Consider the following 25,985-nt stretch of genomic DNA (forward strand, 5'->3'; position numbering starts at 1 on the left):
ATGTTTTTATTAAAAATGAAATCCCGCCACCTGCAGCTCGTCTTCATCTCTCTGCTGCTGCTTACGTTCGCGGTCTGTATGCTGCTCGGGCTTGCGCTCGATGTAGCGGTCAAAATGACGTTTATTGTGCAATTTGAAGCTATGCTTCTGTACTTATTGACGCTCGGTCATTATTTGTACCTGAGACTCGCGAAGCAGCGGCATTCGATCAGCCTGTTGCAGAGGCTGGCATTCATTCAAGGTGTGCTGGCTGCGGGTGTGTATGTACCATATTTCGTCTTTCACGTCGAGGAGATTGCTCAGCTGTTGCCGCTTCATCTGCTGTGTATGCTGCTTATGGGCATTACGATACTGCAGCTGTTCCAGTTCATACACGCAGCGGAGAGCGGGAAGTGGCTGACGTATCGTCAGCTCATCGGACTCGTGATGCAGCCTATGCGAGATAACAAGGGCAACAAGGTGTGGTCTACCAGCCATTTTCAGTCCAGAATCAACCGAATATTCGAGCAGTAATGATGTACAAGTCCTCTATTGACACATCAGCAGGCCGGCTGTAAAGTTAGACGTTGACTGTGCATCGGCTTCACTCAGCGCTGTCGATATTGAACGAACGGGGGTTCTATGGTCGTGAACATCAAAGATATGGTTTACGCGGCGATTATGGCCGCAGTTGTAGCTGTGCTCGGACTTATTCCTGCTATTCCGATTCCTTACATACCTGTGCCCATTACGGTGCAGACGCTTGGGGTTATGCTTGCTGGGAGCTTGATTGGCGCGCGGCTAGGCGGTATCAGCATGCTGCTGGTCGTCATTCTCGTCGCCTTCGGAGCGCCGATCTTGTCCGGTGGCCGCGGTGGGATGGGTATTATTACTGGGGCGACAGGCGGATACTTGTTAAGCTGGCCGCTGGCAGCATTCGTGATTGGTGTGCTCGTCCATCGCTATGCTCGGGATTTGAAGGTGTGGAAGCTCATACTTATCAACATCGTCGGTGGCATTCTGGTTGTGTATGCGATCGGTATTCCTTATTCGGCGCTCATTACGAAGGCTCCGCTGGCGAAGCTTATGCTCGGCAACCTGACGTTCATTCCTGGCGATCTGATCAAGGCCGTTGTTGCCTCATTGCTCGCTGCTCGCATTCATCGTGCGATGCCGCAGCTGCTGCGGCGGTCAGGCAAGTAAGATGAATGGTATACATAGCCCCTCGTAGAGGGGGAGGCTTGCCCGTGTTGTGAGACGGGCAGGCCTTTTTTCGAAGATAGGATGGAGACTGGGTAAGGAGGACGACAGTTGATCCAATTCGACAACGTGACTTACAGTTATATCCCGCACGCGCAGCCTGTGCTGCAAGCGGTATCGTTCACGATACCTCGAGGACAGCTCACGGCGATCATAGGCGCTAATGGCTCGGGCAAGTCGACTGCTGCCCAATTAATCGCGGGATTGCTGCAGCCGGACGAAGGCTCGGTCCGCTTGTTGGGTAAGGCGGATGACAGGACTCGAGGGACGTTGCTGGGTCAAGCTGAAGCCCCGATGCATAGCCTAGACCAGGAGAAGAACCATCTGCATGCCCATTCCCAGGTACGGCTGCAAGGCGCGGAGCCAAGTAACGTCCGCAGACCACGCGTCGGTATCGTATTCCAGAACCCTGACGACCAGATCGTAGCGCCGACGGTCGCTGAGGATGTTGCTTTCGGACTTGAAAACTTGGCGTACCCGAGCGCACTGATGATGGACCGTGTGCTGGAGGCGTTGGAGCAGGTCGGCATGGCTTCGCATGCCGAAGCGGAGATCGAGCGGCTGTCTGGAGGGCAGAAGCAGCGCGTCGCCATCGCAGGGGTACTCGCCCTGCAGCCGGACGTCATCGTGTTCGATGAGGCATCGTCGATGCTGGATCCTGTAGGCCGGGAGCAATTGCTCCGCATACAGAAGCAGCTGCGTGACCAAGGGCTGACGATCGTCACCATTACTCATCATATGGACGAAGCGATACTGGCTGACCATGTCATCGTGCTGCACGAGGGTAAGCTAATTCGATGCGGGTCACCGCGGCAGCTGTTCTGTACGGATGCCGCTGCCGATGCGAATGCCAATGCGGTTGCCGCTGTCGATGTCGCCGCCGAGCTTGACCTGCCGCTGCCCTTCGCTGTAGAAGCTCGGGAGGAGCTGATTCGGCGGGGGGTCCCGATCCCACGTACCATACTGACAGAGGGAGAATTGGTGGAGTATCTATGCACATTCGATTGGAGCAAGTAGCCTATACGTATGACGCAGGGTCGCCGTTCGAGCGGCCTGTGCTGCGTGATGTGACGCTCGAGCTACCGTCTGGTCGCATCATCGGACTTGTCGGTCGGACCGGATCGGGCAAGTCGACGCTGGTGCAGCTAGTGAAAGGTCTCTTGCAGCCGACGAGCGGCTCGATTCAGGCAGGCGATGACGATCTGACCTCAGCAAGCGGGCGGCGGCCATCCTGGCAGGAGTCGGTTGGATTGGTCTTCCAGCAGCCGGAGCATCAGCTATTCGAGGATATGGTATATAGCGATATCGCCTTCGGCCCGCGCAATCTCGGCTGGACGGAGGAGAAGGTGAGGGCAACCGTGCTAGACGCCCTGCATCAGGTCGGCTTAAGCGACGGTGTGCTCGAACAACCGCCGCTGACGCTGAGCGGCGGTCAGAAGCGGCGGGTGGCGATCGCGGGAGTGCTCGCGATGCAGCCGAGGGTGCTCATACTGGATGAGCCGACAGCTGGACTCGACCCGCGGGGTCAGCAGCTTGTGCTGACGCTGATCCAGCAGTGGCAGCAGTCGTCCCCCGAGCGCACGGTCATATGGATTACACACGAGATGGAGCATATCGCGGAGCTGTGCACGGATGTGATGGTGCTGGACGGAGGCACGGTACGGTACCAGACGACGCCTCTGCAGCTTTTTACCACGCATAGACAGGAGCTGGAGGAGCTCGGGCTGGCGCTGCCGCCTGCTGTTCGGTTGTTGGAAGCGATTCAGACGAGGCTGGGACTTACGCTTGAGGTGCGTTCGGTGCGCAAGGCGGACATCCTCGCGACGATCGCAGCTTCTTATCTGCAGAAGGCAGGTCGGATATGAGTAGAGGTCGTTCCATCCTTGTGGGGCAGTATGTTCCCCGGGAGTCACTGCTGCACAAGCTCGATCCGCGCACGAAGCTGCTCGCGGTGCTCGTATTCATCGCCGTCGTGATTCGTATCGATAGCCTCGTAGCTTACGGCCTGTGCAGCAGCTTCATCGCGGCGGCCTTGGCACTCTCCAACCTGCCGCTTCTCCATGTGGCGAGGGGGATGCTGCCGATCCTGCTCATTCTGTCGGTCACCTCGGCGTATCACGTCTTCTTCTCGGCTGGAGAGGTGAAGCTGCTGGAATGGGGCGCAGTCGTGGTGTACCGTGAAGGTGTGCTGCTCGCGGTGACGACGGCGGCGCGGGTGCTGCTCATGGTGACCGCCGCCTCGCTGGTTACGCTGACGACGAAGACGACCGAGCTGACGGCAGGTCTTGAGCGTCTGCTGCGTCCGCTGCAGGTCGTCGGCATCTCGTCGCACCAACTGGCGCTCATGCTGTCGATTACATTGCGGTTCATTCCCGTCATTCTTCAAGAGGCGGACAAGATTCGCAAGGCGCAGCTCGCTAGAGGGGCACAGCTTCATTCCGGAACATGGAGGGGGCGCCTTCGTGCGGTCAGCTCGATGATCGTGCCGTTGTTCGTCTTCGTCTTCAGCCGGGCGGATAGCCTGGCGCTCGCCATCGAGGCTCGCGGGTATAACCCGAGAGCACCGCGTACGCTGCTGCAGGAGCTCGTTTTTGCGCGTCTGGATGTGGTGGCAGGTATGGTGATCATTCTATGGGCGGTTGCTGCCGTGTTCATATAGCGAATCTCGCTCCAATGGTCAACGTGCTACGGGCGATATTCATGTTTATAACACCTTCGAATTGGTTACGAATAAGAGCCGTCATGATGAGTAGCCTCAGCTGCTTGTCATGACGGCTCTTCGCTTTCCTCGGGTGAAAAATAAGTATTGCCAAACGTTAAAAAACTATATACTATAGTTATACAAACATTATACAAATCTTTATTCAAACTTTGTTTGGAAAGAATTGAGGTGCAACATGCTAGGTGTATGGAATAAGCATCGGGTGCCGATCACCTTGTGGACGTCTGGCGCTGTGCTCATGCTGCTAGTTTCTAACGTGTCAGGCTTCCTGATCTATGTCGTGAGCTCATCCGCCCTTGCTCTGCATGCGTACAAGGGACGCGAGGGTGATTCGCACTCCCACCGTATCGTAATGGAGAGTGGGGAGACTGCACAGATGCAGCTTGCTGCTTGGGAGCAGTCAAGAGGCGAGGCGCATGGGCAATCTGCTGTAGGTACGGCTGCAGATACGGCTGCAGATACGGCTGCAGATACGGCTGCAGATACGGCTGCAGGTACGGCTTCTACCAGAGGAGAGGCGGAGCTGTTCCGCAAGCTGTCCTCGATTATTCGTCACGCCGATACGGTTGCGGAGTCGATTACCGGCAATACGGTCGAGGTCGAGTCGAGAGCCGAGCACATCGCTCAAGTGTCGACCGAGATCATGCAGTCACTGGAGGTGCAGGTGCAGCAGGCCCGAGAGACGCTGCACAACTCCGCGCAACTGGAGCAGCAATTCGCCGAGACGAAGTCCGATGTACATCGCACGGTTGAGCAGACGAACCGGTTGACGAGCCAGATGCACGATGGCAGTCAGACGATCGATCGGCTGCTCGGGAGCATGGAGCAGATTGAGCTGGCGTCGAAGCTTACCTACGAGCAGTACAACGAGTTCTTCAGCTCCCTTCGTACGATCCAGACGATGCTGCATTCGATTAAGGAAATCGCTGACCAGACGCAGCTGCTGTCGCTCAATGCGGCGATTGAGGCTGCACACGCGGGAGCAGCTGGGGCAGGCTTCCAGATCGTCGCTCAAGAAATACGGAAGCTGTCCGTCCAGTCCAAGCGGCTGTCCACGGAGCTGGATGGACTTACCCGTAAGCTCATGCAGCAATCGTCCCGCACATCGACCGAGCTGCAGAAGCAGCTTGACATCATTGCCGGCAGCTCGGTCATGACGGGCTCGGTGAAGCAGCTGCTCGCGGACATTGGCGTCTCCGCTTCCGATGTGCTTGCGGTGGAGGCTCGCATGGAGCAGCATGTGAGCGGTCTTGAGCATATGTATGAGCAGCTATCGGCGCAGCTGCAGGAGCTGACCTCTCTGTCTGAGGACGTCGTGTCTAGGGTAGATGGCTCTGCGGAAGCCTCACAGATTCAATTGATGGCCGTGATGGAGCTGACGACCTCCATCGACGTGCTGAAGAGCTTGAATGCCCAGTTCCATGAGCAATTCGCAGCCTCTGGTGTCGAGCTGGAGCAAGTCGAGTGGACGCGAGCGTACTCCATTTAACCTGAAGCTTAGCCTGAGATCACAGAACTCGATACATAATTCAATTGAAAAGAGGATGAAGATGATGACAATGCTCACGAAGGACGTATCCTTGTACCGTGACGTGTTTCAGCAGACGGAGGGTGACGTGCAGCGCGTAACCGGCATGCTGAGCCGACAGGAGCTCGATACAGCGAGCCTGAAGTATGAGACGAAGGTGCCGCAGCTGGAGTACATGTGCCTCATCATGGAGAACATGGTCATCACGAAGAAGCCACGGGCACGTATATATGCGGGCTTCCAGAAGCTATCGCGATGCGTGGAGCCTGTGCTGGAGCGTTTTTGCGCAATGGCGGACCATGCGGAGAAGGTCTACATATTCGGGGAGAACGATAAGGAGATGCCGCACCATCCGAATATTGAATATGTGTCGCTCCCAGCCGATCATCCGCTTATTCGGGAATGGTTCCTCGTCATCCAGGCGCCTGTGATGAAAATGATGATGACCGCCTACGATCTCGACGGCTTCGGCACCCATGATATTGAGGAGAACCGCAACTTCATAGGCATCAAGTCGAACCAGCCGAAGGTCGTAGATCAAGCTGCACAGCTGCTGCAATCCGCCATCGATTCGAACTAATCCTACAGAAACGAGATGATTACGCGATGAATCGTACTTCGATCGGACTTACACTCGTCGGCTTCGGCGCTGCGCTCTGGGGAACCGACGCCATCCTGCGCACCCCGCTGCTTCAATCGATGACTTCGACGGAGATTGTATTAACTGAGCATCTGCTGCTATGCCTGATCGCCGTGCCATTCCTGCTCATGCGACGCACAGCGCTCTCCCGTCTTAGCCGCAAGGATTGGGTGCTGCTCCTGCTGATCTCATGGGGAAGCTCCGGCCTCGCGACATGGCTGTTCACTGAGGCGTTCCGACATGGCAACCCGAGCGTTGTCATTTTGCTGCAAAAGTTTCAGCCGCTGTTCGCCATAACGACCGCGAGGCTCATGCTCAGCGAGCGGCTGCCGAGGCTGTATCTGCTGCTGCTTCCTCTAGCTTTGCTCGGGGCGTACCTGCTCTCCTTCGGCCTGAAGGCTCCGTTCCTGTCTGTCCCTTACGAGGACTGGATCGGCTCCTTGCTCGCGATCGGAGCTGCGCTGCTATGGGGCTGCGGGACGGCGTTCGGACGCAGCCTGCTCGGCAAGCTCTCGTTCACGGAGCTGGCGGCTGCCCGCTTCGTCTTCGCGGTTCCGTTCCTGCTCGGGCTGCTGATCGTGCAGGGCGGGGAGCTGCTGCAGGCGGCGTCGCTGTCTGCTTCTTCATGGATGTACATGGTGCTGCTGACGTTCGTGCCCGGCATGATGGCAATGCTGCTCTATTACCGGGGCTTGCGTGAGACGAAGGCGTCCTACGCGACGGTCGCGGAGCTGTTCTTCCCTGCTACAGCGGTGTTCCTCAATTGGGTGTTCTTGAACAAAGGCATCACGCCGATTCAGCTGTGCGGAGCAGCGATGATCTACACGTCGGTGTTGCTCCTAGCCTGGCGTAGCGAGCCAGTGCAGCGGGCGGGCAAGCTTCAGCTGCCTTTGCAGCCTCAATAAATTCATTGACAGTAATTGGTTCGTCGTGTAAGATCTGAATATCTCAGTTTTTCCAAGGAAAGGAGTCCGATGACGTTGCTATTCACACAACTCAACAAAACAACACAAGACGAACGTTCCTACTTCGCAACTGAATATATCAGCTCATACGGATTTGTCTCGGACCTTGGGAGAAGCCTGACACGGGCAGCTGGCTTACGTCTTAGCATGGTGTAAGTACAGGTGTGCGTTTCTCAGCATATATGAAATTATGGTCATGGACACTTAGGTCCATGGCTTTTTTTGTTGTTATCTATACCAGCTACTAGTTAAGGAGTGTAATCAACATGTCTTACCAAATCATCAACGGTGTCCGGGTATGGGGCTCACCGGATGCGGGAGCGCTGGCACAGGCGGTGATGTGCCAAGAGCACGGCCGCGTCGTGCAGACGCTCCTCATGGCCGACCATCATAAGGGCTATAGCCAGCCGATCGGGGGAGTTGTCGCCTACGACGGGCAGATCTCCCCGTCAGGGGTCGGCTACGATATCGGCTGCGGCAACAAGGCGGTTCGCACGAACCTCATGGCCGATGAGGTGAAGCCTCAGCTCGCTCGGATCATGGATGAGCTCGCGCGTAAGGTGTCGTTCGGGGTCGGACGCGTCAATAAGGAGCGAATCGACCACGAGCTATTCGACGACCCGGATTGGTCGGTCTACAAGTCGATTGGACGACAGGAGCACGATAAGCTGAAGGCGTTAGCCCGCGAGCAGCTAGGAACGGTTGGAAGCGGTAATCATTATGTGGATTTGTTCGAGGAGCAGGCGACAGGGCGACTGTGGGTCGGTAATCACTTCGGCAGCCGTGGCTTCGGACATAAGACGGCGAGCGGCTTCATGAATATGGCGGCGGGCCGCGAGTTTCTCGGGAAGGCACCAGGGGAGACGATGGACCAGCCGCCTGTGCTGCTGGAGCTGGCGAGCGAGCTGGGCGACATGTACTACCGGGCGATGAAGCTGGCCGGACGGTATGCGTATGCAGGGCGGGATGTCGTCATGGAGCAGGTGCTGTCCATACTCGGTGCTCAGGCGGATATGGAGGTGCACAACCATCATAACTACGCGTGGCAGGAGCAGCATCATGGTCGTGACACGGTCGTCGTGCGCAAGGGAGCGACACCATCTGCGCCGGGACAGCTTGGCTTCATCGGCGGCAGCATGGGCGACATATCGGTCATCGTGAGGGGCAAGGCTACGGCGGAGAATGAGGACGCCTTCTACAGCACGGTACACGGCGCAGGACGCATCATGAGCCGCACGCAGGCGGCGGGCAAGATGAACTGGAAGACCCGCACCCGTTCGGGCGGCGCCATCACCGCCGCTCAGATGTATGAGGCCGTCCGCGGCTTCGGCGTCGAGCTACGAGGAGCTGGCACCGATGAGAGCCCATTCGTCTACCGCAGGCTGCAGGAGGTGCTGGACGCGCATGCGGAGACGATCGAGGTGCTGCATGTGCTGAAGCCGATCGGCGTCTGTATGGCGGGCGCGGATGAATTTGACCCGTACAAGGACTAATTCAGCTCGAACGAACAGCTGCAGGTCATGTCGCGAGTGATTGTGTTATATCATAGCGGTCTACTTCGTAAACAGCCGAATGATGTACATCACAAGCGACAGCCCGACACTGAGCACGATGCACGTCACGATCGGGAAGTACAGCTTGAAATTCTCCTTTTCGACGACAATATCGCCTGGCAGTCGTCCGAGGTTTATGAATTTACCGACAACGGACCACAGCAAGCCAGCAACGATCAGGATGGCTCCGGTGATGATCAGTATTTTGGGGAACGAGCTCATGGGAGGCAACTCCTTTATGTAAGAATGTACGATACTATTATCGCCGAAAAACGGATGCGATGCATCCTCGATTCCTCTTTTTTACCAAATTATAGTTGAAGGTTGGTGGCTATACTCTTAAAATAAAGAAGAGGACAGTCTGTTCTTCTGTTGTCCTCGACTTTTCTTTTGAAAGGAGTAATGGTTACTCATGAGCAAAACTATAGAAGGTCTTAAGAAAAGATTAGAAGTTACTAATAATCTCATGTATATACAGAATAAGAATGGTGAGATAGACACCTATTCATGTACGTTTCACCCGCCTGCAAGTAAAAGTGACATAGAACGATTAGAATCTGAGATAGGTATAAACATACCACTTGATTATCGGAATTTTCTCGAAACTTGCAATGGTTGCAGTTTATTTGATCACACTTTGTACGGTGGAGAAAATATCACTAGCGTTGCATTAATGTTCTCAGAATCATCATAATATTCACTCTAATTGTTCCGCAGACATGAAAAAATCCTTTACAATGGAATGGCAGGTAGTACCTGTCCATAATCCACTGAAAAGGATCAGCCATGGACAAGGATACCCTATTTTCTTCATTTGGTAAATGGATTTCTCCAATTTGTGCGAAGACGTTCACAGATCGTGTTCGTGAAATGGAACAAGATAAATATGTGAAGAAGCTTACAACATTGTCGTACCTTAAATTGTTCTTGCATGCGCAAATTCAGCAGCGAGACGGGCTTCGTGAAATAGCTGCCGATGTGCTTTGTGAAAACTTTCAAAGGGAACTCGGAATCCAATCAATCTCCGCCTCCCAGTTAAGCCGGAAGCATAATCAAGTCGACTCTTCCTTGCTGGAACAAGTATTCCAGTCGCTGGTGCAGCACATTCGCCGAAGCGAAGCTCCTCCTTCCCTGCGAAAAGATTTTAAGATCATCGACTCTACGACCATCGGACTTTGCCTGCAGAAATACAAATGGGCTGAGTTTCGGAAAACGAAAGCTGGAATCAAGCTACACTTTCGCCTGGCGTATATGGATGATGAAACTGCTGTTCCCGAGAAGGTCAAGATGACACCCGCCAAGCAGAGTGATCGCAGTCAGTTGGATGACGTGGTTGATGAAGTGGGTTGCACCTACGTGTTTGATCGCGGCTATATCGACTACGCCAAGTTTGACGACTACTGCGACCGTGGCATTTTCTTTGTGACTCGGACGAAAAAGAATACCGCCATCCGTCAGATTGAGTCGTTTAAACTGCCAGCTGATGCTCGTGTGAAATCGGATGAAATGGTGTACATCGGAACACCGCAGAAGCGAATGGAAAACGTCTTGCGATTGATCCAAACGGAAGATACCGAAGGCAATCCGATTACCATTCTCACGAACCGCTTCGACTTAGAGGCGGATGAAATCGGACAAATCTACCGGGAACGCTGGGCGATTGAAACATTCTTCAAATGGATGAAGCAGCACGTACGCATCAAGACATTTTATGGAACCAGTGAGCAAGCCGTTATGAATCAGGTGTGGATGGCACTCATCGCCTTTTGTCTGCTCGTGCTGGTGAAGATGGAAACGGGCACCAAACACAGTCTGCTGGATCTATACCGGTGGCTAAAGGTCTTGCTATGGAATTCAGCAGAAATCTGGATGGAACGTATTCATTACAAACCCAGTCGAACATCTGCAGGTAGGCGAAAGAGAGTTTAGTGCAATTGACAAAACATTGATCATATTACATATAATTACCAAATGGACAGGTTACCTTTATATGGGGGTCGACCTTTTGGCTGATTGACCCAGAATAAATGACTGAATTTTTTGTTATTAGTGATGATGAGTTTTATGCAACGCTAGTGAGAAAATATAATATACTCAATAACTGAGGTTATTCATTTACATCATATTAGAGATGACGATAAGAATTTACTAAAAGTAGCTTGTATTTTGCAAGACCACATTGTTATTGATTTAGAAAGATTAACTAATGGGGAAAACGATTATATATTTGTTAAAGAATTTGCTTCAATGCATAGACCTTGTGGGAATTTACATTGCAATTTTGAAACTTGGCTGTATCGATTCATTTCCACCAATGGAACAAAATACTGGAGTTGGAAAATGGATTAAACAGAACCCAAGGAAGGGTTTAAAGGAAAGGTGGAATTAATTGTGGGTATGGGTTATCTGAATCTTGTGAGCCTCGTGCTTGGACTAATTGCTTGGATCCTTCCTGTTGTTAATCTCATGCGATATCAAAAGCAAGGTCATAAGAATTGGACCATTCTAGCTTTTATAAGCATCAGTTGTTCTGCTTTTTCGCTATTGTTCCAGATTTTCTACAATCGTCATATGGTAAAGATGGAGGATTGGTCTGCACTTATGGATGTAACGGGTGCTGTGGCGGTTGTCTCATCGTTATTACTCATCGTTACCATCATTTTAAATGTAATCACTGTGATTGTATACCGTGATAGAATATCAAAGTAGGTTGCTAAATATACGCTTCGTCAGCGAAGCGCTCGGAGCGAAGGTGCAGTGGGACGATGAGAGCCGTATTGTGATTTTTACACCGTAGGTGATGCTTGATCCCGCTACAGGTGGTACCTAGAATTGAGGTTTTAGTATGAATTCAATGGCTAAATTCATGGTATGTTCTTTTACAATGCTACTTTTCTTATTGACCATTATGGGTTGTGCCAAGGAGAATGCTGAAGGAATCTATGGATTTCAGAGAACAAGCGAGGGATTAGAGCTCAAATCGGTCTCAGGTTCCCATTCTATGATTACGATCCCATCCGCACGATCGTCGAATATCACGATGGATCAGGATAATGTGATTTGGGTACCTATTATTGCGGAAGAAAAATCCGGTAAGCGAGATAACGTAAGTCTAATTAAAGATGGAAAAATTATAAAAACGTTAAATTCAGAATACAATCGACCCATTAAAGTTATAGAAGGCGAAAATGGGACGAATGCAATCGTTTATTTGGATACAGGAGATTCAGGTAAAATCGTTATCATCAATAAATCGACTTATCACGTTGAACAAGTCGTTGAATTAACTGGGTATCTGACAGATGCAGTCATGGATGGACAGTATTTGTACGTCACCGCCGGTGATCCGTATGAACAGGAAGGGGACGCAAAGTCCTTCCTATACCAAATCGATTGGACAACATATTCCGTATCTAAGCTGGTGTTACATCATGCCGTAAGATTAAACGCTCTACAGGAACACGGTGAATATCTATATGCTGCTCCTGTGCTATTAATAGGTAAATCTCAAACTATGACTGAATTGTATAAAATCAATAAGAAAACCTTGCAGATAGAAGCTAGCTTGGAAATTCCGAAATCGCCTATTTCCATGTTGAGAATTAATGAAAGACTCTTTATTTTGCATATGTCCTATGTGGATACTCCTATGTGGGGTGGGAAGCTCTCGATTGTAAATTTGATCGATTTCACAGTAGAAGGCCTTGAACTCCCTACCATCGTAGATAAGATGTCTGCAGATAACGGGAAAATTCTGTTCACAAGTAGTGTCGCCGACGGTGGACGAATTCCACCTCAAATAGTTGAGCTGAAGCTAGATGATTTAAGTCTGAAGAGCTTAGTAGGAGACTACTTTTACTCAAACCTAATTCGAATATCGAAGTAGACCTTAGCAACAATCTCCTCATATAGACGAACCGCTACAAACGGACTATGATGGTGGAATAGTCATATTCACCCATATGGAGGAGGGGTTCGGGCATGTACGTCATCAAGGCGGTAGAGCGGCAATGTAGGCCGTATCTTCCGATGCTTGTGCTTCTGGTGCTTGTCATAGCCATCGAGATCGCGTATACGTCATTGTCTCCGCTGAGCTTCAAGTACCTTATAGATGATGCGTTCCTTCCGGAAAATGTAGACATGTTCGTTCTGGTGCTGGCTGTCTTGATCATCGGAGGTCTGATCTATCTTGGTGCTGGCTTGGCTGGGGATTATATATTGTCACGGATGAGCGAGAGCGTGCTCCATGACTTGCGTAACAAGCTGCTCGCACATCTGACTCGCCAGTCGCTGGACTTCTACGCGAGGTTCGAGCAGGGGGCGCTGCTGACGAGGCTGACGTCGGACGTGGCGGCAGTTGATCGCACGCTGACCGGAGCGCTGCCTCGTGCGCTGAAGGAGCTGCTGGGCTTGTCGATCGGTCTGTGCCTGCTGCTACAGCTCGAATGGAAGCTGGCGCTTGCGATGCTCGGAGGCTTCGTCGTGCTGTTCCTAAGTCCCGGTCTGCTGCGCACCAAAGCGGCCGCTAGCTCTGAGCATTACCGCGCGGTACAAGATTCGTATATGAGCGGAATCGACGAGCTGCTGAAAGGTCATCGGGTGACGAAGGGGCTTCACCTTCATCGATATGTGATGGACCGGATGTCCCGCCATCTACGAGCGATGCTGGAGTCAGGCTTCAGAATAACGTACACGTACGCGCTGATGGATCGTATTCCGCTCACCGCCTTCCTGCTGCTGAATGCAGGTGTCATCGGACTCGGCGGCTACTTCATCATGCAAGACGACCTGACGGTCGGAGCCTTCATCGCATTCTATACAATCTTCCTGAGTGTCGGCCAGTCGGTTAGTGCGCTGTCGCAGGTGATTCCAAGCCTCATACAAGCGGAGGTAAGCTTCAGACGCATTGACGAGGTGCTCGACTACCGTTCAAGGCTTGTGACACCTGCTCAGCCTCTGCCACTTCAGAGCATACGGGAGGGCATTCGCTTCGAGGCGGTGTCGTTCGGATATGACCCGCAGCATAGAGAGCGTCTTGCTCTTCGGCGTATTACGCTCGAGCTCCCAACAGGAGGCATGACCGCCTTCGTCGGGCCTAGCGGCTCGGGCAAGAGCACCGCCCTGCAGCTGCTCCTGCGGTTCTATGATCCAGATGAAGGCAGCATCACCGTTGACGGTAACGATCTTCGTCAGCTTGACGAGGAGCAATTTCGCACATTGACCGGAGTCGTGCTTCAGGACTCGTTCCTGTTCCATGCGACGATTCGAGATAATATTCGGCTGGACCGCACCGAAGCGACGGAGCAAGAAGTGATCGAGGCGGCCAAGGCTGCTCAGGTTCACGAATTCGTCATGCAGCTGCCTCAAGGATATGACACGGTGGTTAAGGATTACGGGGCTAATCTGTCAGGCGGACAGCGGCAGCGTATTGCTATCGCTCGTGTGCTCATAAGGAAGCCGCAGCTGCTCGTGCTGGATGAGATCACCTCCGCGCTCGATCCTGTGGCAGAGGCTGAGATTCATGCTCTGATTGAGAGCCTTAAGGGTGCATCGACGATCGTCACCGTCACGCACCGTCTTGCATCGGTCAAGCACGCAGATCAGATTGTCGTGTTCCGGGAGGGGCAAGCCGTCGAAGCCGGTACACATGCCGAATTGTTGGAGCTGGGCGGCACGTACAGGCAGATGTGGGAGAAGCAGCACGGCTTCCATCTCTCAAGCGACGGCTTCTCTGCCACTGTCGAGGTGGAGCGATTGTCGCAGCTTCCATTCTTCCATGGTATTCCTCACGCGCACTTAGCTTCGATCTCGGCTCTATTCGTGACCGAACGCTACGAGGCTGGGCAGTTCGTCTTCCATGAGCAGGCGAGCGGAGATAAGCTGTATATTATTGTGCGCGGACGTGTCGGTGTCATGAAGGGAACGGACCGTGTAGCTGTCCTTGAGGATGGCGACCACTTCGGCGAAATTGCACTGCTCCGTCACATTCCACGTACAGCCGGTATCGTCACCTTGTCGCAGACGATTCTGCTGTCGCTCAGGCGGGAGCAGCTGACAGAGCTCACAGCGACGTACCCCATCATCGGCGTGACGCTGGAGAAGTCGTTGAAGGAGCGGATGAAATAATGGCTGCCTATCGAGGCTGTGAATGTACAGCGGATCAAGACTATGCACGCACCGTATGCTTCCTGCTCGAAGCCAGACGAACGGCTGACCCGCAGCTCGGCACCGTTACTCTCTATGCGATGCTGCTTCGTGTAGTGGATCATGGCAGGCTGTTTCGAGTAGAGGACGAGACGGGAGCGATCGTCGCCGCTGCTTGCTATACGATCGGGACTCCGAAGGAGAGCTATGAGGATCGTCATGTCGCATACATTGAATATTGCTTGGCCGAAGCATCCAGACACGGGTCGCGTCTGTTTCTGCTCGGGTTGAAGCTGCTCATGAAGCACATTCATCTTGGTCACCCCGAGGTGAGTGAGATCATGCTGATGGCAGACGCGCAGCACAAGCCTAACAACAGGCTGTACAGCAAGTTCACGGAGCAGGTCGAGCAGCTGGAAGAGGATGGAATCCACTTCCTTGTATATCGAACAAGTATGAACGATCTCCTAGCCTATTTGGACCATTTTCCCGGTAAAGCATTAACAAATAAGGAGATACCATATATAATTTGGGAACAGGGCTGAGTATTTATTCGCATATTTTATATGACTCCCAGGAAGTTCGCTCGGCCTAATGTGCCAGACAGATGAAGGGAGGTTATGTCAGATGAATATTCGTCAAGCTTTAAAGCCTGTCTCATTTGAAAAAAAAGAAGGCTCGCGTATCATGCTCGGTTCCGCTACCAAGAACGACGATAAGCGCGCTTAATGCGTACGAAGTGAACGGATAGTGCTCAGATGCTGGTGCCCAGACGGGCTGCTGTCTAGAGCTTGGAGCGAGGCTGCCTCTAGTCCCATGGACTTGCCGGGCGGCCTTGTTCGTTATAGAGAGTAGCTCGAATTCCGCTAGTCGCAAGGCATCGTTATTAAGGGGGATTGATCCGATGAGCATCGAATGGAAGCTGTGTAATCAGGATGAGGGCTGCTGGGATGAATACCTGCTGCTGCTGCTGCACCACTACGAGGAGCTGAGCTTTCCTTACGGCTTCGAGATGGCTCTTAGCTTCATCGGCAACCCGATGGTAGCTGGCAATGCTCTTATCGCACAAGAGAGGGAGAGCGGGCGTACAGTCGCCGCGCTTGGCTTCGTGTTCGGGACAGGCCAAGATTATTACGAGAACGAGCGGGTCTGTCAGCTTGAGGCACTATACATAGCCAGTGTCCACCGCGGGTCGGCACTTTATCTCACCATGCTGCGACAGCTCGTCACTACATTGCAGGAACGGTATACACAGACAGAGACGATTCAATTCTGGGCACCTTCAGACCGTGAGGACCTGCGGCGGCTCTTCGGCGCTTGCTTCGAGCTTGTGAAGACGAATGAGAAGGACTTCGGTCGTATCGATTTATTTACTTCCACCGTCGACCGGCTGGCAGCATTCTGTAAGCGCATATGACATTTGTCATGTTGTCCAACTGACGTTTATGACTAAAATACTCGGCGACTTCTGGTTATAATAACAGTATAATCTGCCGAACCTGTCGGGAGTAGCTCCCGCATCAGAACCAAGGAGGACAACATGTTATGACTCAAGCGAAGTTAGCTGATCTGAAAAAAGATGTAGCCCCTTACGAAAAAACGAGCCTGAAGGCGAGTCTGTTCCAAATGGCCAATACGATATTGCCGCTGTTTGTGCTGTGGTATGCGGCGTATGCCAGTCTTGAGATATCGTATGGGCTGACGCTGCTGTTCGCCGCGCTTGCTGGCGGCTTCACCGTGCGTACGTTCATCATCTTCCATGACTGCTGTCACCAGTCATTCTTCAAGAGCCGCAGAGCGAATGACATCGTGGGCACGATTACCGGAATCTTGACGATGGTGCCGTACAGCCAGTGGAAAGCAAGCCATTCGATCCATCACGCTACGAGCAGCAACCTCGACAAGCGCGGAGTGGGCGATGTGTGGGTGCTGACAGTGGATGAATATTTGGCAGCGCCGCTGTGGCGTCGTCTGGCTTACCGCATGTACCGTCATCCGCTTGTGATGTTCGGGATTGGACCGGCCTTCATCTTCCTGATTGATTACCGCTTCAATCGTGCTGGAGCAAGATGGCCGGAGCGGTTGAACACGTACTTGACGAACGTATCGATAGTAGGTCTGTTCGCTGTACTCATCTGGGCGATCGGTTGGCAGGCGTTCCTGCTTGTGCAGGGACCTGTATTTATCGTATCGGCTACGCTTGGCGTCTGGCTGTTCTACGTTCAGCATCAGTTCGAGGAGACGTACTTCGAGCATGAGGATGAGTGGAGCTATGTGAAGGCAGCCGTTGAAGGCAGCTCGTACTACAAGCTTCCGAAGCTGCTGCAATGGATTACGGGTAACATCGGCTTCCATCATGTGCATCACTTGAGCCCGAAGGTGCCGAACTACAATCTGGAGGCGGCGCACGAGGCGTCTGAGCCTCTGCAGAAGGCGACGACAATTACGATCGGCACTAGCTTGAAGTCGCTTCGTTACCGTCTGTGGGATGAGAAGGCGAAGGAATTCGTCAGCTTCAGAGACATCAAGCATATGCTACGCAAGGCGAAGTCTGCTTCTGAGCAATCGATGGCCGCGGCAGCAGCGAAGCCGAATTTTCAACGGAAATAATCCGTGTTACGCGTGAATTGTGATATACTTGTATAAACTGACAGCACGTGATAAAGGTGGGAGAAGCACCCATGCATAAGTGGCATCAAATCTTTCATAAAAACACCGGGCTAAGTCCTTATGTATGGGTCGTCTTCTACATCCTGCCGTTCTACTTCATCTTCCATGCTTCATCGCCGTATCAGGTTGCGTCGGGCATCGCGATGATCATCATGTTCTTCGTCTGCTACGTGCTCGCCTTCATCTCGAAGGGCTGGCAGGTCTACTTCTGGACAAGCGTGCAGATTATGATCTCCATTGCGATGACGCTGCTGTTCGGGTACGTGTACTTCTCGCTGTTCCTCGCGTTCTTCATCGGCAACATACAGAATCGGATCGGCTTCTTCACCTTGTATACGATTCATCTGCTCAGCACGTTCGCAACGATCAATTATGGCTTCGCTACGCAAAATCCGGTGTTCATCACGCAGCTGCCGTTCGTCATGCTCAGCATGATCGGCGTCATTCTGCTTCCTGTTAACACGTACAACAAGAACAAGAGTGACAAGCTGCAGGGTCAGCTGGAGGATGCGAACAAGCGTATATCCGAGCTGGTGAAGCTCGAGGAGCGCCAGCGAATTGCTCGGGACCTGCACGATACGCTCGGCCAGAAGCTGTCGCTGATCGGACTGAAGAGCGATCTGGCGAGCAAGCTGATTCATAAGAATCCCGAGCAGGCAGCTGCGGAGATGAGCGACGTCAGGCAGACGGCTCGTCATGCGCTCAAGGAAGTGCGGGAGCTGGTGACCCAGATGCGGGGCACGCGGCTGGAGGACGAAATCTATCGAGTACAGCAGATCTGCAAGGCGGCGGACATCGATTTCTCGCTGGAGGGTAGCCTGGAGAAGCTGAATATTTCGCTCATTACCGAGAACGTCGTTAGCATGTGCTTGAAGGAAGCGGTAACGAACGTGGTTAAGCATAGCGGTGCCTCGACTTGTTCGGTAGTCATTGAGCCGGAACGCGGCGAGCTGCTCATTCGCGTGAAGGACAACGGCATTGGCATAGGGGAGCCTGAGAGCTATATGAAGGGGAACGGACTGCGCGGCATACAAGAACGTCTAGAATTTGTAAACGGCAGCTTGGAGATTGTGTCCGAGCAAGGCACTACGCTGCTGATGAAGGTGCCCGCCATGCTGAAGCAGCCGCTTAAGGAGGCAGACGTATGATTAGAATTGTAATCGCCGAGGATCAGCGGATGCTGCTCGGTGCGCTTGCCTCGCTGCTTGATCTGGAAGAGGATATGACCGTCGTCGGTCGTGCAGGCAACGGGGAAGAGGCGGTCAAGCTTGTGCACGAGCATAAGCCGGATATTTGCATCATGGATATCGAGATGCCGCTGAAGAGCGGACTGGAGGCAGCTGAGGAGCTGAAGGGTCAAGGCTGCAAGGTTATTATATTGACGACCTTCGCAAGGCCTGGCTACTTCGAGCGTGCGGTCAAGGCAGGCGTACATGGCTATCTCCTGAAGGACAGCCCGAGCGAGGAGCTCGCGACGACGATCCGCAGCGTCATGGCCGGACGGCGCATCTATGCTGCAGATCTCGTGGATGAGGCTTACACGCAGGACAACAATCCGCTAACGGAGCGGGAGAAGGAAGTGCTGTCGCTTATGGCAGACGGCAAGAATACGAAGGAAATTGCTAGTCAGCTGTATTTGACAACCGGGACGGTACGCAATTATATATCTGTCATACTCGATAAGCTCGATGTGAGCAACCGGATCGAGGCGATCATGAGGTTCAAGGAGAAGGGCTGGTTCAAGTGAATCAGCTCGTTATAGGTAGCTAATAACAGCCGCGGGCTAGAGCTTCGCGGCTGTGTTTGGTGTACCGTCGTAACAGCGGCCTTACAGCCTATTATGTCTGCCATGAAGATGACCCTTATGGTATAATGGAAGAAAGTAGGATGGAGCGGACGGTCTGAACGATATCATAACGTGTTCCATTTAAGAGAAGACCAGACGGGCCTCGTGCTGACGGACTTGATCGAGATACATTTTCTGGAGCTGCCTAAGCTGGAGCAGCAGCGTACTGTATTGAACAATAAGCTGGTGAAATGGCTACTGTTTCTCAAAGGTGTGAGAAGAGATAAATGGGAGGAATTGGCGATGAACGAACCAACCTTGCGTAAGGCGATGGACACGCTGGAATTTTTAAGCCAGGACCGGGAGGCTAGGCAGCTGTATGAAATGAGGCAGAAGGCGCTTCGCGATGAGATCTCGATGATTGCAGGGGCGAAGGAAGCGGGCAGAGAAGAAGGCAGAGAAGAAGGCAGAGAAGAAGGCAGAGAAGAAGGCAGAGAAGAAGGCAGCCAAGCACGTGCGCTCTTAGTAGCTAAAAATATGCTGGATAAAGGATTAAGCGACGCATTAATTATTGAACTGACAGGCCTTACAGATGCAGAATTAACGCAGCTCAAGGAAGGGCTTCATTAACTCGGAAACGTGCTTGCGGCAGAGGTCGCAGGCTTTTTTTGCGCGAGATTAAAGCGAAGGAGGAACAGGCCAGATGAACGATATTCGATTGAAAACGAACTTGAAGCCAAGCAACATCGCCGATCGGCTGCAATATAACCCGTCCATTATAGAGTTCTATCTTGGGGAAACCGACCTGCTGCAGCCTGAGCTGATCCGTGAGCGTATACGTGAGCTGCAGAGTAAAGGGATTCGCGTCTATCTGCATCACCCTCCGAAGGTTCAGGGGAAGCGGCTTGACATCTTGTCCCGTGATGAGGAGGTGCGCACGTTCTATCACCGATCGTCTGAGCAGCTGGCCATGCTGTGTCACGAGGAAGATGTTAGATGCGTCATTCACGCACATTACAGTCACACAGAAAGCTCGGGACGAGTTGGTCCGTCGGAGACGCGTAGGATGCGGGACGAGATTCGGTCGATTCTGGAGTACGGACGTGACGTTTTCCTATGGGAGGATACGATTGAGGGGTTATTCGCATATGCGAATCCGTATTTAATGGAGGAGCTGGTCGTACCGCTGAACCTGCCGCTGAATGTCGATGTAAGTCATACGTTCATCAGCTTCCGCGGTGATAATGATAAGCTGAGGCAGACGCTGGAGCAGACGCATCCGTATGCGCAATATTACCACCTCGTCGATAGCTTTGGACTTGTCCACGATTCGTTGCCTCTTGGCGAAGGCCTCATAGATTGGGCAATGGTGAAGCCGTATGTAGCGGACCGTGACTTCATCTTCGAGGTTGGGCTCGCGGGCGATCACAGCGATTGTACACCGATGATACGAAGCGCTGAGTTTTTTAGGAGCATACAGCCTATCTATAGGTAACAGATCGGACTGGAGGGTTTGACCGGAGCTTTAGCTGATGGCTGAATGCGAGGTCAGGCGGCCTCGGGCAGTGGCGATGGCGGTACTCGTAATAGACTGATAACGTGTGAAGGCCCTGGTGAAAAAAACAAGGCTGTCCCGGCGCTCGCTCGTCATAGCTCCGAGCTTGCTTAGAGACAGCCTTGCTGTATCATTACGAATTAGTTAGTCATACCCAGGTGGAAGTGGTCCGCATGGTCCGCGCGAACGAGAATCTTGGAGCTGACTACGCCATGTGTCGTGTAGAAGATTACTTGCTTCACGTTGGAGTTCGCAACAGCAAGCTCAATCACCTTCTTCTCTTGAGCAGCAGTCATGCCGGCGTTACGGATGTCGACCGTTTTGCCGTCCATATGCGTGCTGTGCTCAGGTGTGTCTGCGCCATCGATCAAGCTTGCGTCGTTGATCTCAAGCTTTTTGTAGTACGTGTTGTAGAAGCCTTGAGCGATTTGACCAAGGGTCGTCAATGTGGAAGATGTCACATAGCTATGGTCCAGCTTGTACGTGCTGTCGCCAGCCAAGCCGCTTGCCGTATCGTTGTAGTTCGTGTAGATGGACGTGTTGCCAACGCGTACGTAGCCCTTCGGCGAGAAGCCGAGCGAAGCGTGCATCGCGTTGCGGCTTGCTGCGCCGTAGATACCGTCAGCTGTCAAGCCCTTCAAGCTTTGGAACTTCTTCAGGTTGTCTCTTGTCGCTGTGTCGAAGTAGTTGTCCGTGCTTGTAATTTTGGGTATGCCTGTGAAGTAAGACTCATTGTACGATCTCCACGTCTTCAGGTTGCTCTTCAGGACGCCGATCTGCGTGTGAGTCTGGCCATAAGAGTAGGTAGATTGGTAGCTTACACCATAGAAGCTGTTGGAGCTGGCTGTGCCGACGGCTGCAACATTGGCGTGACCGGCAACGGCCAGGGCGCTGGATGCGATCGAGACCGCAGCTGTGCAGGAAATGGCTAAAGCGACGATTAACTTCTTACTCTTGTTCATTAAATTCACCCTCCAACAATAATAGATTGTGGCTGCCATTAGGCGGCAGAGCTAATGACAACGCCCTTGATAATGGTAACTATTAAATGATCTGCCACAACTAGGATTCTATCACAATGGATAATAGGGTGAAATAGAATTCATTGTAAGAATTTGTTAAGTTATCGTGGAGAAAATGTGTAGATATGAACTCGCTTTCACTCAATATTGTCATTTTTTGTCGCAGATTCATGGAGGAAAATCATACATTAAGGCGAATACTAGCTGAGAACGATAGTTTCGGAAATTGACTTAAAGGGTGAAGGCATGGACAGGCTGAACGAAGATGTGAACGTTAGGATGAAGAAAGCGGATGAGAAGCTGTGGATGGAGCTGAAGCAGCCGCTCATCCTCGAGGAGCAGCTAGTCAAGCTGACCAAACAAGAGCTGCTCTCGATTCGAGATAATCTTGGCTTGAAGGGCTCGAGCGCTCTGAAGAAGCAGGAGCTCGTCGATACGATTGCGGCACAGCTGCCTGAGCAGCTGCCAAGACTGCTGGACAAGCTGGATGCTGTCCAGTACCACATTCTGAAGAAGGCGGCGACGCAGGACGGTCTCTTGGAGCAGCAGCTAGACTATCAGCATATCTATTACTTTAAGGACCGGGGGCTGTTGTTTCCCGGCACGATCGAAGGCAAGCGGCTAGCAGCGATGCCAAAGGCGGTGCTGGATTCCTTCGACGAGCATGACAGCGAGGCATACCAGGCGATCGTGCAAGCGAATACGAGGCTGGTCAAGCTGTCACACGGCATGCTGTACTATTACGGTACATTGAGTCTATTCGAGCTTGAAGAGCTTCTTCAGCAATATGATGGGCTTCGCGGCGTGGGTGCCGACTGGATATCGGTCTTGTTCGAAGCGGAGGAGTATGGTCAGCAGATCGAGCTTGGCGCATACGGCTTCTCGCATGCTCTTGTCCAAGACCCGGGTATTGTGAAGGAGGAGCACCGGCTGAGAGCCGAGCTTCCGTTCTACCCGTTCACGGAGGAGCAGCTGCTGGAGGCCGGCGAGCGAGGTTATGTCCAGCGTAACGGGCAGTTCGATGCATTCACCGCGTTCATCCGTTCGCGGTATGCGCTATCGGATGGCGATGCGGATTCGCTCGTGGCAGAGTGCTTGAACTCGATCCAGAATGGAGAGCTGCCAGGCAATCTGGTACTCCATCTGCAGCAGCAGCTGGAGATGACGGATGTTGCGACCGTGCAAGCCTTCATGGGACATCTCATTGCTCTCCATAACTCCTGTAGACACTGGGGCTTGAAGGGCTACTCCCCAGATGAAATGAATCCCGCGCGTATGGTGAAGGAGTCTTCCACGAAGGTACGCGGAGCTGAGAGCTCTGATACGTCCTCCTCGAAGGTCGCCGTGCGTCCCGGCCGCAACGAGCCGTGTCCTTGCGGCAGCGGCAAGAAGTATAAGAAGTGCTGCGGGAGCTAGTCCACAGCGAATGAGTGAAGCTGTGTGCGAATACACTGCGAGTGATGTACAAAACGCAGTGGAGGTTCGCGCACATGAACAGTTACCCGGAATATCCGTACTACAGCAAGAAGACGGAATGTGAGGAACAGCCGGTCGCTTTTCCACCGCAAAAGCAAGATTGGCAGCCCGGACTTGAATATGTGATGACCCCAAGGCCGATCTACGACAATCCGGCCTATGTCGGGAGCGGAAAGCTGAAGGGCAAGATCGCGCTCATTACGGGCGGCGACAGCGGAATCGGACGTGCGGTAGCTGTCGCCTTCGCGAAGGAAGGTGCTGATGTTGCGTTCACCTACCTCTATGAGCATCAAGATGCGGAGGAGACGGCACGTGTGGTGGAGTCATATGGCAGCAGATGCTTGCCGATGAGCCTCGACATGCGGACGAAGGCGGTGTGCACGGACGCTGTAGAGCGGACGGAGAAGCAGCTCGGCGGCTTGAATATCGTCGTGAACAACCAAGCCGTGCAGTTCGAGCAGATGAGTCTTCTCGATATTAGTGAGGAGCAGCTCGAGCTGACGTTTCGCACGAATGTGTTCGCATACTTCTATGTCACGCAGGCAGCCCTTCCTTACTTGAAGGAGGGCGATGCGATCATTAACACAGCCTCCATTACCGCCTATCGCGGATCGCCAACGCTGCTCGATTACTCGGCGACGAAGGGGGCAACGGTGACGTTCAGCCGATCGCTGTCGATGTCGCTTGTGGATCAGGGTATTCGTGTCAACACCGTAGCGCCAGGGCCGTTCTGGACCCCGCTTACGCCTGCTACCTATAAGGCGGAGAAGGTATCGACCTTCGGCACGAGCACGCCGATGAAGCGGGCCGGTCAGCCGTTCGAGGCGGCCCCGGCCTATGTGTATTTGGCAAGCGATGATTCGCGCTATGTGACAGGGGAGACGATGCATGTGAATGGCGGCGACTTCATCGGAGCCTAGTATGGCGCATCATTAGTCTCTCATCATTAGGCTCGCACCAGGATCGAGTTGACTTCAGAGCGGGGCCCTTGCGCAAGCAAGGGCTCTTCGGCATGCGGACGCAGATGAAACTACCTACATGAACGTGGTATGATCTTGAATAACAGTTTAAGCATGCGAGTTCGAGGTGAACCTATGAAGAAGCAAGAAGGTATGAAGTCGGGAAGCGAGACGAGCTCCGCTGATCAGAGAGAATCGGCGCCGAGCAGAGGCGGCGTGCTCATCATGACAGCCGTCGAGGCGGAGCGTGAGGCGGTGCTTCGGGGACTGTCCGGCCTCGACGGCGTGGACGTGCTGCTCGCGGGCGTCGGTCCGGCGGCATCGGCGGCAAGCACAGCGGTGGCGCTGGCTCGCAGCGGCAAGCCGTATCGGCTCGTCGTGAGCATGGGCATCGGCGGCGGCTTTCCCGGTGTTGCGGACATCGGCTCGCTGGTCATCGCGAATAAGATCATAGCGGCTGATCTCGGTGTTGAGACGGCAGACGGCTTTCTCAGCGTGGACGAGCTCGGCTTCGGCGCGTCACAGGTGGCTGTAGCTATGGAGCTAGTCCAGAGGTTGGCCGAAGCTATGCGGAGCAGCAGTGCACAGAGCACGGAGACACTTACCGCGGTGCATGTCGGTCCGGTGCTGACGGTGACGACGGCTACAGGCACGGCCCAGACAGCCGCGAGGCTTGCTAAGCGTGTGCCCGGCGCAGCTGCCGAGGCGATGGAGGGCTACGGGGTGGCCGTCGCCGCACAGGCCGCAGGCATTCCCGTGCTGGAGCTGCGTGCGATCTCGAACGCAGTCGGTCCTCGTGACAGGTCTGCATGGCGCATCCCGGAGGCGCTGCGCACGCTGGAGGCCGCCGCGGCAGCATTGAAGGAGGTATTGATATGAAGATTGCATTCTCCCCTTGTCCGAATGACACGTTCGTCTTTCACGCGCTCGTACACGGACTTATTCCAGGCGCACCGCGCTTTCAGGTCACCTATGCCGATATCGACAAGACGAACGGCTGGGTGGCGTCGGGAGAAGGTCCCGATGTGTTGAAAATATCGTACGCCGCCTTGCCCTGGGCGCTCGAGCATTACACGCTGCTACCGTGCGGCGGAGCGCTCGGCCGCGGCTGCGGACCGCTCATCTTGTCGGGCGCCGCTCTAGGGGGTACGACGGAGGCTGCCGCGCTAGCAGGTCGGAGGGTGGCGGTGCCGAGCGAGCGCTCGACCGCCTATCTGCTGTTCCGGTTATGGGCGGCCCGGCATGTGCCCGGAGGAGTCGGCGACATCGTCGTCATGCCGTTCCATGAGATTATGCCTGCCGTTCGTGATGGCTCTATCGACGCTGGGCTTGTCATTCATGAAGCACGCTTCACCTATGCGTCATATGGGCTGACAATGATGACGGATCTTGGCAGCTGGTGGGAGACCGATACGGGACTGCCCATTCCGCTCGGTGCCATCGTGGCAAGACGCTCGCTGGATCAGGAAGCGATCGCGCAATGGATTCGCGCATCCGTGGAGTATGCATGGGCGCATCCGACGGAGTCTGAGGCTTATGTGCTGCAGCATGCACAGGAGATGTCGCCGGAGGTGGCGAAGGCGCATATCGAGCTGTATGTGAATGCGTATACGGCCGACCTCGGTCGTAGCGGGCTCGAGGCGGTTCAGGCTCTGCTGGGGCGCGCAGCTGAGGAAGGACTTGTACCTGCTGTCGATGTACAGAGGCTGTGACAACTACTATTTTA

27 protein-coding genes and 1 pseudogene are annotated in these 25,985 nt (G+C 53.5%); 26 read left to right on the forward strand and 2 right to left on the reverse strand.

Annotated features, from left to right (window positions below):
* The 9 genes from PAE68_RS05560 to PAE68_RS05600 all read left to right on the forward strand — a co-directional run bounded on the left by PAE68_RS05560 (position 1) and on the right by PAE68_RS05600 (position 8,587).
* Positions 1-513: a hypothetical protein gene (locus PAE68_RS05560; RefSeq protein WP_281884914.1), complete on the forward strand. Its 513-nt coding sequence runs from the start codon at positions 1-3 to the stop codon at positions 511-513.
* A gap of 114 nt (positions 514-627) precedes the next feature.
* Entirely contained in the window at positions 628-1,182 is a 555-nt protein-coding gene (locus PAE68_RS05565) for a biotin transporter BioY (RefSeq protein WP_281884916.1), read from the forward strand.
* A gap of 108 nt (positions 1,183-1,290) precedes the next feature.
* Complete coding sequence (locus PAE68_RS05570; protein WP_281884918.1) at positions 1,291-2,256, forward strand: ATP-binding cassette domain-containing protein; 966 nt, start codon at positions 1,291-1,293, stop codon at positions 2,254-2,256.
* Positions 2,232-3,104 carry an ATP-binding cassette domain-containing protein gene (locus tag PAE68_RS05575; protein WP_281884921.1) on the forward strand — a complete coding sequence of 291 codons (873 nt, stop codon included), beginning with the start codon at positions 2,232-2,234 and terminating at the stop codon, positions 3,102-3,104. Before PAE68_RS05570 ends, PAE68_RS05575 begins: the two co-directional genes overlap by 25 nt.
* Positions 3,101-3,898 carry an energy-coupling factor transporter transmembrane component T family protein gene (locus tag PAE68_RS05580; protein WP_281884923.1) on the forward strand — a complete coding sequence of 266 codons (798 nt, stop codon included), beginning with the start codon at positions 3,101-3,103 and terminating at the stop codon, positions 3,896-3,898. Before PAE68_RS05575 ends, PAE68_RS05580 begins: the two co-directional genes overlap by 4 nt.
* A gap of 238 nt (positions 3,899-4,136) precedes the next feature.
* Entirely contained in the window at positions 4,137-5,450 is a 1,314-nt protein-coding gene (locus PAE68_RS05585) for a methyl-accepting chemotaxis protein (protein ID WP_281884926.1), read from the forward strand.
* Positions 5,451-5,511: 61 nt separating this feature from the next.
* Positions 5,512-6,069, forward strand: a complete 558-nt coding sequence (locus tag PAE68_RS05590) for a DICT sensory domain-containing protein (protein WP_281884928.1) — start codon at positions 5,512-5,514, stop codon at positions 6,067-6,069.
* Between the two features lie 26 nt (positions 6,070-6,095).
* Positions 6,096-7,034, forward strand: a complete 939-nt coding sequence (locus PAE68_RS05595; protein ID WP_281884930.1) for a DMT family transporter — start codon at positions 6,096-6,098, stop codon at positions 7,032-7,034.
* A 326-nt stretch (positions 7,035-7,360) separates the two neighbouring features.
* Positions 7,361-8,587, forward strand: a complete 1,227-nt coding sequence (locus PAE68_RS05600) for an RtcB family protein (RefSeq protein ID WP_281884932.1) — start codon at positions 7,361-7,363, stop codon at positions 8,585-8,587.
* Between the two features lie 60 nt (positions 8,588-8,647).
* On the opposite strand, the gene PAE68_RS05605 is transcribed toward PAE68_RS05600, so the two are convergent.
* On the reverse strand, positions 8,648-8,869 hold the full coding sequence (locus PAE68_RS05605; protein ID WP_281884934.1) for a DUF2905 domain-containing protein: 222 nt from the start codon (positions 8,867-8,869) through the stop codon (positions 8,648-8,650).
* A gap of 244 nt (positions 8,870-9,113) precedes the next feature.
* Here PAE68_RS05605 and PAE68_RS22765 point away from each other — a divergent pair, with 244 nt between their 5' ends.
* From PAE68_RS22765 to PAE68_RS05665, 13 genes and pseudogenes are all read left to right on the forward strand, one after another.
* The gene (locus PAE68_RS22765; RefSeq protein WP_397379395.1) at positions 9,114-9,341 is read left to right on the forward strand and encodes an SMI1/KNR4 family protein; all 228 of its coding nucleotides are present in this window, start codon (positions 9,114-9,116) and stop codon (positions 9,339-9,341) included.
* A gap of 92 nt (positions 9,342-9,433) precedes the next feature.
* A complete protein-coding gene (locus PAE68_RS05610; protein WP_281884162.1) occupies positions 9,434-10,576 on the forward strand; it encodes an IS4 family transposase in 1,143 nt (380 codons plus the stop codon).
* A gap of 277 nt (positions 10,577-10,853) precedes the next feature.
* Positions 10,854-11,036, forward strand: a complete 183-nt coding sequence (locus PAE68_RS05615) for a hypothetical protein (protein WP_281884936.1) — start codon at positions 10,854-10,856, stop codon at positions 11,034-11,036.
* 300 nt (positions 11,037-11,336) lie between these two features.
* A complete protein-coding gene (locus tag PAE68_RS22770; protein ID WP_397378225.1) occupies positions 11,337-11,444 on the forward strand; it encodes a stalk domain-containing protein in 108 nt (35 codons plus the stop codon).
* A 48-nt stretch (positions 11,445-11,492) separates the two neighbouring features.
* Positions 11,493-12,533, forward strand: a complete 1,041-nt coding sequence (locus tag PAE68_RS05625) for a hypothetical protein (protein ID WP_281884938.1) — start codon at positions 11,493-11,495, stop codon at positions 12,531-12,533.
* Between the two features lie 95 nt (positions 12,534-12,628).
* Complete coding sequence (locus PAE68_RS05630; protein ID WP_281884941.1) at positions 12,629-14,773, forward strand: ATP-binding cassette domain-containing protein; 2,145 nt, start codon at positions 12,629-12,631, stop codon at positions 14,771-14,773.
* On the forward strand, positions 14,773-15,336 hold the full coding sequence (locus PAE68_RS05635) for a hypothetical protein (RefSeq protein WP_281884943.1): 564 nt from the start codon (positions 14,773-14,775) through the stop codon (positions 15,334-15,336). The genes PAE68_RS05630 and PAE68_RS05635 overlap by 1 nt, the downstream gene beginning before the upstream one ends.
* A 359-nt stretch (positions 15,337-15,695) precedes the next feature.
* The gene (locus PAE68_RS05640) at positions 15,696-16,208 is read left to right on the forward strand and encodes a hypothetical protein (RefSeq protein WP_281884945.1); all 513 of its coding nucleotides are present in this window, start codon (positions 15,696-15,698) and stop codon (positions 16,206-16,208) included.
* A gap of 128 nt (positions 16,209-16,336) precedes the next feature.
* Positions 16,337-17,401 carry a Delta(5) desaturase DesA gene (desA, locus tag PAE68_RS05645; protein WP_281884947.1) on the forward strand — a complete coding sequence of 355 codons (1,065 nt, stop codon included), beginning with the start codon at positions 16,337-16,339 and terminating at the stop codon, positions 17,399-17,401.
* 71 nt (positions 17,402-17,472) lie between these two features.
* A complete protein-coding gene (locus PAE68_RS05650; RefSeq protein WP_281884950.1) occupies positions 17,473-18,609 on the forward strand; it encodes a sensor histidine kinase in 1,137 nt (378 codons plus the stop codon).
* Positions 18,606-19,208, forward strand: coding sequence for a response regulator transcription factor (locus PAE68_RS05655; RefSeq protein ID WP_281884952.1), 603 nt, complete (start codon positions 18,606-18,608; stop codon positions 19,206-19,208). The genes PAE68_RS05650 and PAE68_RS05655 overlap by 4 nt, the downstream gene beginning before the upstream one ends.
* 159 nt (positions 19,209-19,367) lie before the next feature.
* Positions 19,368-19,877 (forward strand): annotated as a pseudogene (locus PAE68_RS05660) (Rpn family recombination-promoting nuclease/putative transposase); the annotation flags it as partial.
* 73 nt (positions 19,878-19,950) lie between these two features.
* A complete protein-coding gene (locus PAE68_RS05665; RefSeq protein ID WP_281884953.1) occupies positions 19,951-20,742 on the forward strand; it encodes a TIM barrel protein in 792 nt (263 codons plus the stop codon).
* Positions 20,743-20,942: 200 nt separating this feature from the next.
* Here the strand turns inward: PAE68_RS05665 and PAE68_RS05670 are convergent, their stop codons facing one another.
* Entirely contained in the window at positions 20,943-21,764 is an 822-nt protein-coding gene (locus PAE68_RS05670; RefSeq protein ID WP_281884954.1) for a peptidoglycan-binding domain-containing protein, read from the reverse strand.
* A gap of 339 nt (positions 21,765-22,103) precedes the next feature.
* Here PAE68_RS05670 and PAE68_RS05675 point away from each other — a divergent pair, with 339 nt between their 5' ends.
* From PAE68_RS05675 to PAE68_RS05690, 4 genes are all read left to right on the forward strand, one after another.
* A complete protein-coding gene (locus tag PAE68_RS05675) occupies positions 22,104-23,240 on the forward strand; it encodes a YecA family protein (protein ID WP_281884955.1) in 1,137 nt (378 codons plus the stop codon).
* Between the two features lie 74 nt (positions 23,241-23,314).
* Complete coding sequence (locus tag PAE68_RS05680) at positions 23,315-24,220, forward strand: SDR family oxidoreductase (RefSeq protein ID WP_281884956.1); 906 nt, start codon at positions 23,315-23,317, stop codon at positions 24,218-24,220.
* Between the two features lie 174 nt (positions 24,221-24,394).
* Positions 24,395-25,138 (forward strand): futalosine hydrolase, encoded by a 744-nt coding sequence (locus PAE68_RS05685; RefSeq protein ID WP_397378232.1) that lies wholly within the window; start codon positions 24,395-24,397, stop codon positions 25,136-25,138.
* Positions 25,135-25,971: a 1,4-dihydroxy-6-naphtoate synthase gene (locus tag PAE68_RS05690; protein WP_281884957.1), complete on the forward strand. Its 837-nt coding sequence runs from the start codon at positions 25,135-25,137 to the stop codon at positions 25,969-25,971. The genes PAE68_RS05685 and PAE68_RS05690 overlap by 4 nt, the downstream gene beginning before the upstream one ends.
* Positions 25,972-25,985: the final 14 nt, after the last annotated feature.

The sequence above is a fragment of the Paenibacillus sp. YYML68 genome, from assembly GCF_027923405.1.
Taxonomy (GTDB): Bacteria; Bacillota; Bacilli; order Paenibacillales; family NBRC-103111; genus Paenibacillus_G.

Excerpts from the sequence above, each read along its gene's own strand:
- PAE68_RS05560 (WP_281884914.1), top strand. The coding sequence starts at position 1 with ATGTTTTTATTAAAAATGAAATCCCGCCACCTGCAGCTCGTCTTCATC.
- PAE68_RS05575 (WP_281884921.1), top strand. The coding sequence starts at position 2,232 with ATGCACATTCGATTGGAGCAAGTAGCCTATACGTATGACGCAGGGTCG.
- PAE68_RS05580 (WP_281884923.1), top strand. The coding sequence starts at position 3,101 with ATGAGTAGAGGTCGTTCCATCCTTGTGGGGCAGTATGTTCCCCGGGAG.
- PAE68_RS05585 (WP_281884926.1), top strand. The coding sequence starts at position 4,137 with ATGCTAGGTGTATGGAATAAGCATCGGGTGCCGATCACCTTGTGGACG.
- PAE68_RS05590 (WP_281884928.1), top strand. The coding sequence starts at position 5,512 with ATGATGACAATGCTCACGAAGGACGTATCCTTGTACCGTGACGTGTTT.
- PAE68_RS05595 (WP_281884930.1), top strand. The coding sequence starts at position 6,096 with ATGAATCGTACTTCGATCGGACTTACACTCGTCGGCTTCGGCGCTGCG.
- PAE68_RS05600 (WP_281884932.1), top strand. The coding sequence starts at position 7,361 with ATGTCTTACCAAATCATCAACGGTGTCCGGGTATGGGGCTCACCGGAT.
- PAE68_RS05605 (WP_281884934.1), bottom strand. The coding sequence starts at position 8,869 with ATGAGCTCGTTCCCCAAAATACTGATCATCACCGGAGCCATCCTGATC.
- PAE68_RS22765 (WP_397379395.1), top strand. The coding sequence starts at position 9,114 with ATGTATATACAGAATAAGAATGGTGAGATAGACACCTATTCATGTACG.
- PAE68_RS05610 (WP_281884162.1), top strand. The coding sequence starts at position 9,434 with ATGGACAAGGATACCCTATTTTCTTCATTTGGTAAATGGATTTCTCCA.
- PAE68_RS05615 (WP_281884936.1), top strand. The coding sequence starts at position 10,854 with ATGGGGAAAACGATTATATATTTGTTAAAGAATTTGCTTCAATGCATA.
- PAE68_RS05625 (WP_281884938.1), top strand. The coding sequence starts at position 11,493 with ATGAATTCAATGGCTAAATTCATGGTATGTTCTTTTACAATGCTACTT.
- PAE68_RS05630 (WP_281884941.1), top strand. The coding sequence starts at position 12,629 with ATGTACGTCATCAAGGCGGTAGAGCGGCAATGTAGGCCGTATCTTCCG.
- PAE68_RS05635 (WP_281884943.1), top strand. The coding sequence starts at position 14,773 with ATGGCTGCCTATCGAGGCTGTGAATGTACAGCGGATCAAGACTATGCA.
- PAE68_RS05640 (WP_281884945.1), top strand. The coding sequence starts at position 15,696 with ATGAGCATCGAATGGAAGCTGTGTAATCAGGATGAGGGCTGCTGGGAT.
- desA (WP_281884947.1), top strand. The coding sequence starts at position 16,337 with ATGACTCAAGCGAAGTTAGCTGATCTGAAAAAAGATGTAGCCCCTTAC.
- PAE68_RS05650 (WP_281884950.1), top strand. The coding sequence starts at position 17,473 with ATGCATAAGTGGCATCAAATCTTTCATAAAAACACCGGGCTAAGTCCT.
- PAE68_RS05655 (WP_281884952.1), top strand. The coding sequence starts at position 18,606 with ATGATTAGAATTGTAATCGCCGAGGATCAGCGGATGCTGCTCGGTGCG.
- PAE68_RS05665 (WP_281884953.1), top strand. The coding sequence starts at position 19,951 with ATGAACGATATTCGATTGAAAACGAACTTGAAGCCAAGCAACATCGCC.
- PAE68_RS05670 (WP_281884954.1), bottom strand. The coding sequence starts at position 21,764 with ATGAACAAGAGTAAGAAGTTAATCGTCGCTTTAGCCATTTCCTGCACA.
- PAE68_RS05675 (WP_281884955.1), top strand. The coding sequence starts at position 22,104 with ATGAAGAAAGCGGATGAGAAGCTGTGGATGGAGCTGAAGCAGCCGCTC.
- PAE68_RS05680 (WP_281884956.1), top strand. The coding sequence starts at position 23,315 with ATGAACAGTTACCCGGAATATCCGTACTACAGCAAGAAGACGGAATGT.
- PAE68_RS05685 (WP_397378232.1), top strand. The coding sequence starts at position 24,395 with ATGAAGAAGCAAGAAGGTATGAAGTCGGGAAGCGAGACGAGCTCCGCT.
- PAE68_RS05690 (WP_281884957.1), top strand. The coding sequence starts at position 25,135 with ATGAAGATTGCATTCTCCCCTTGTCCGAATGACACGTTCGTCTTTCAC.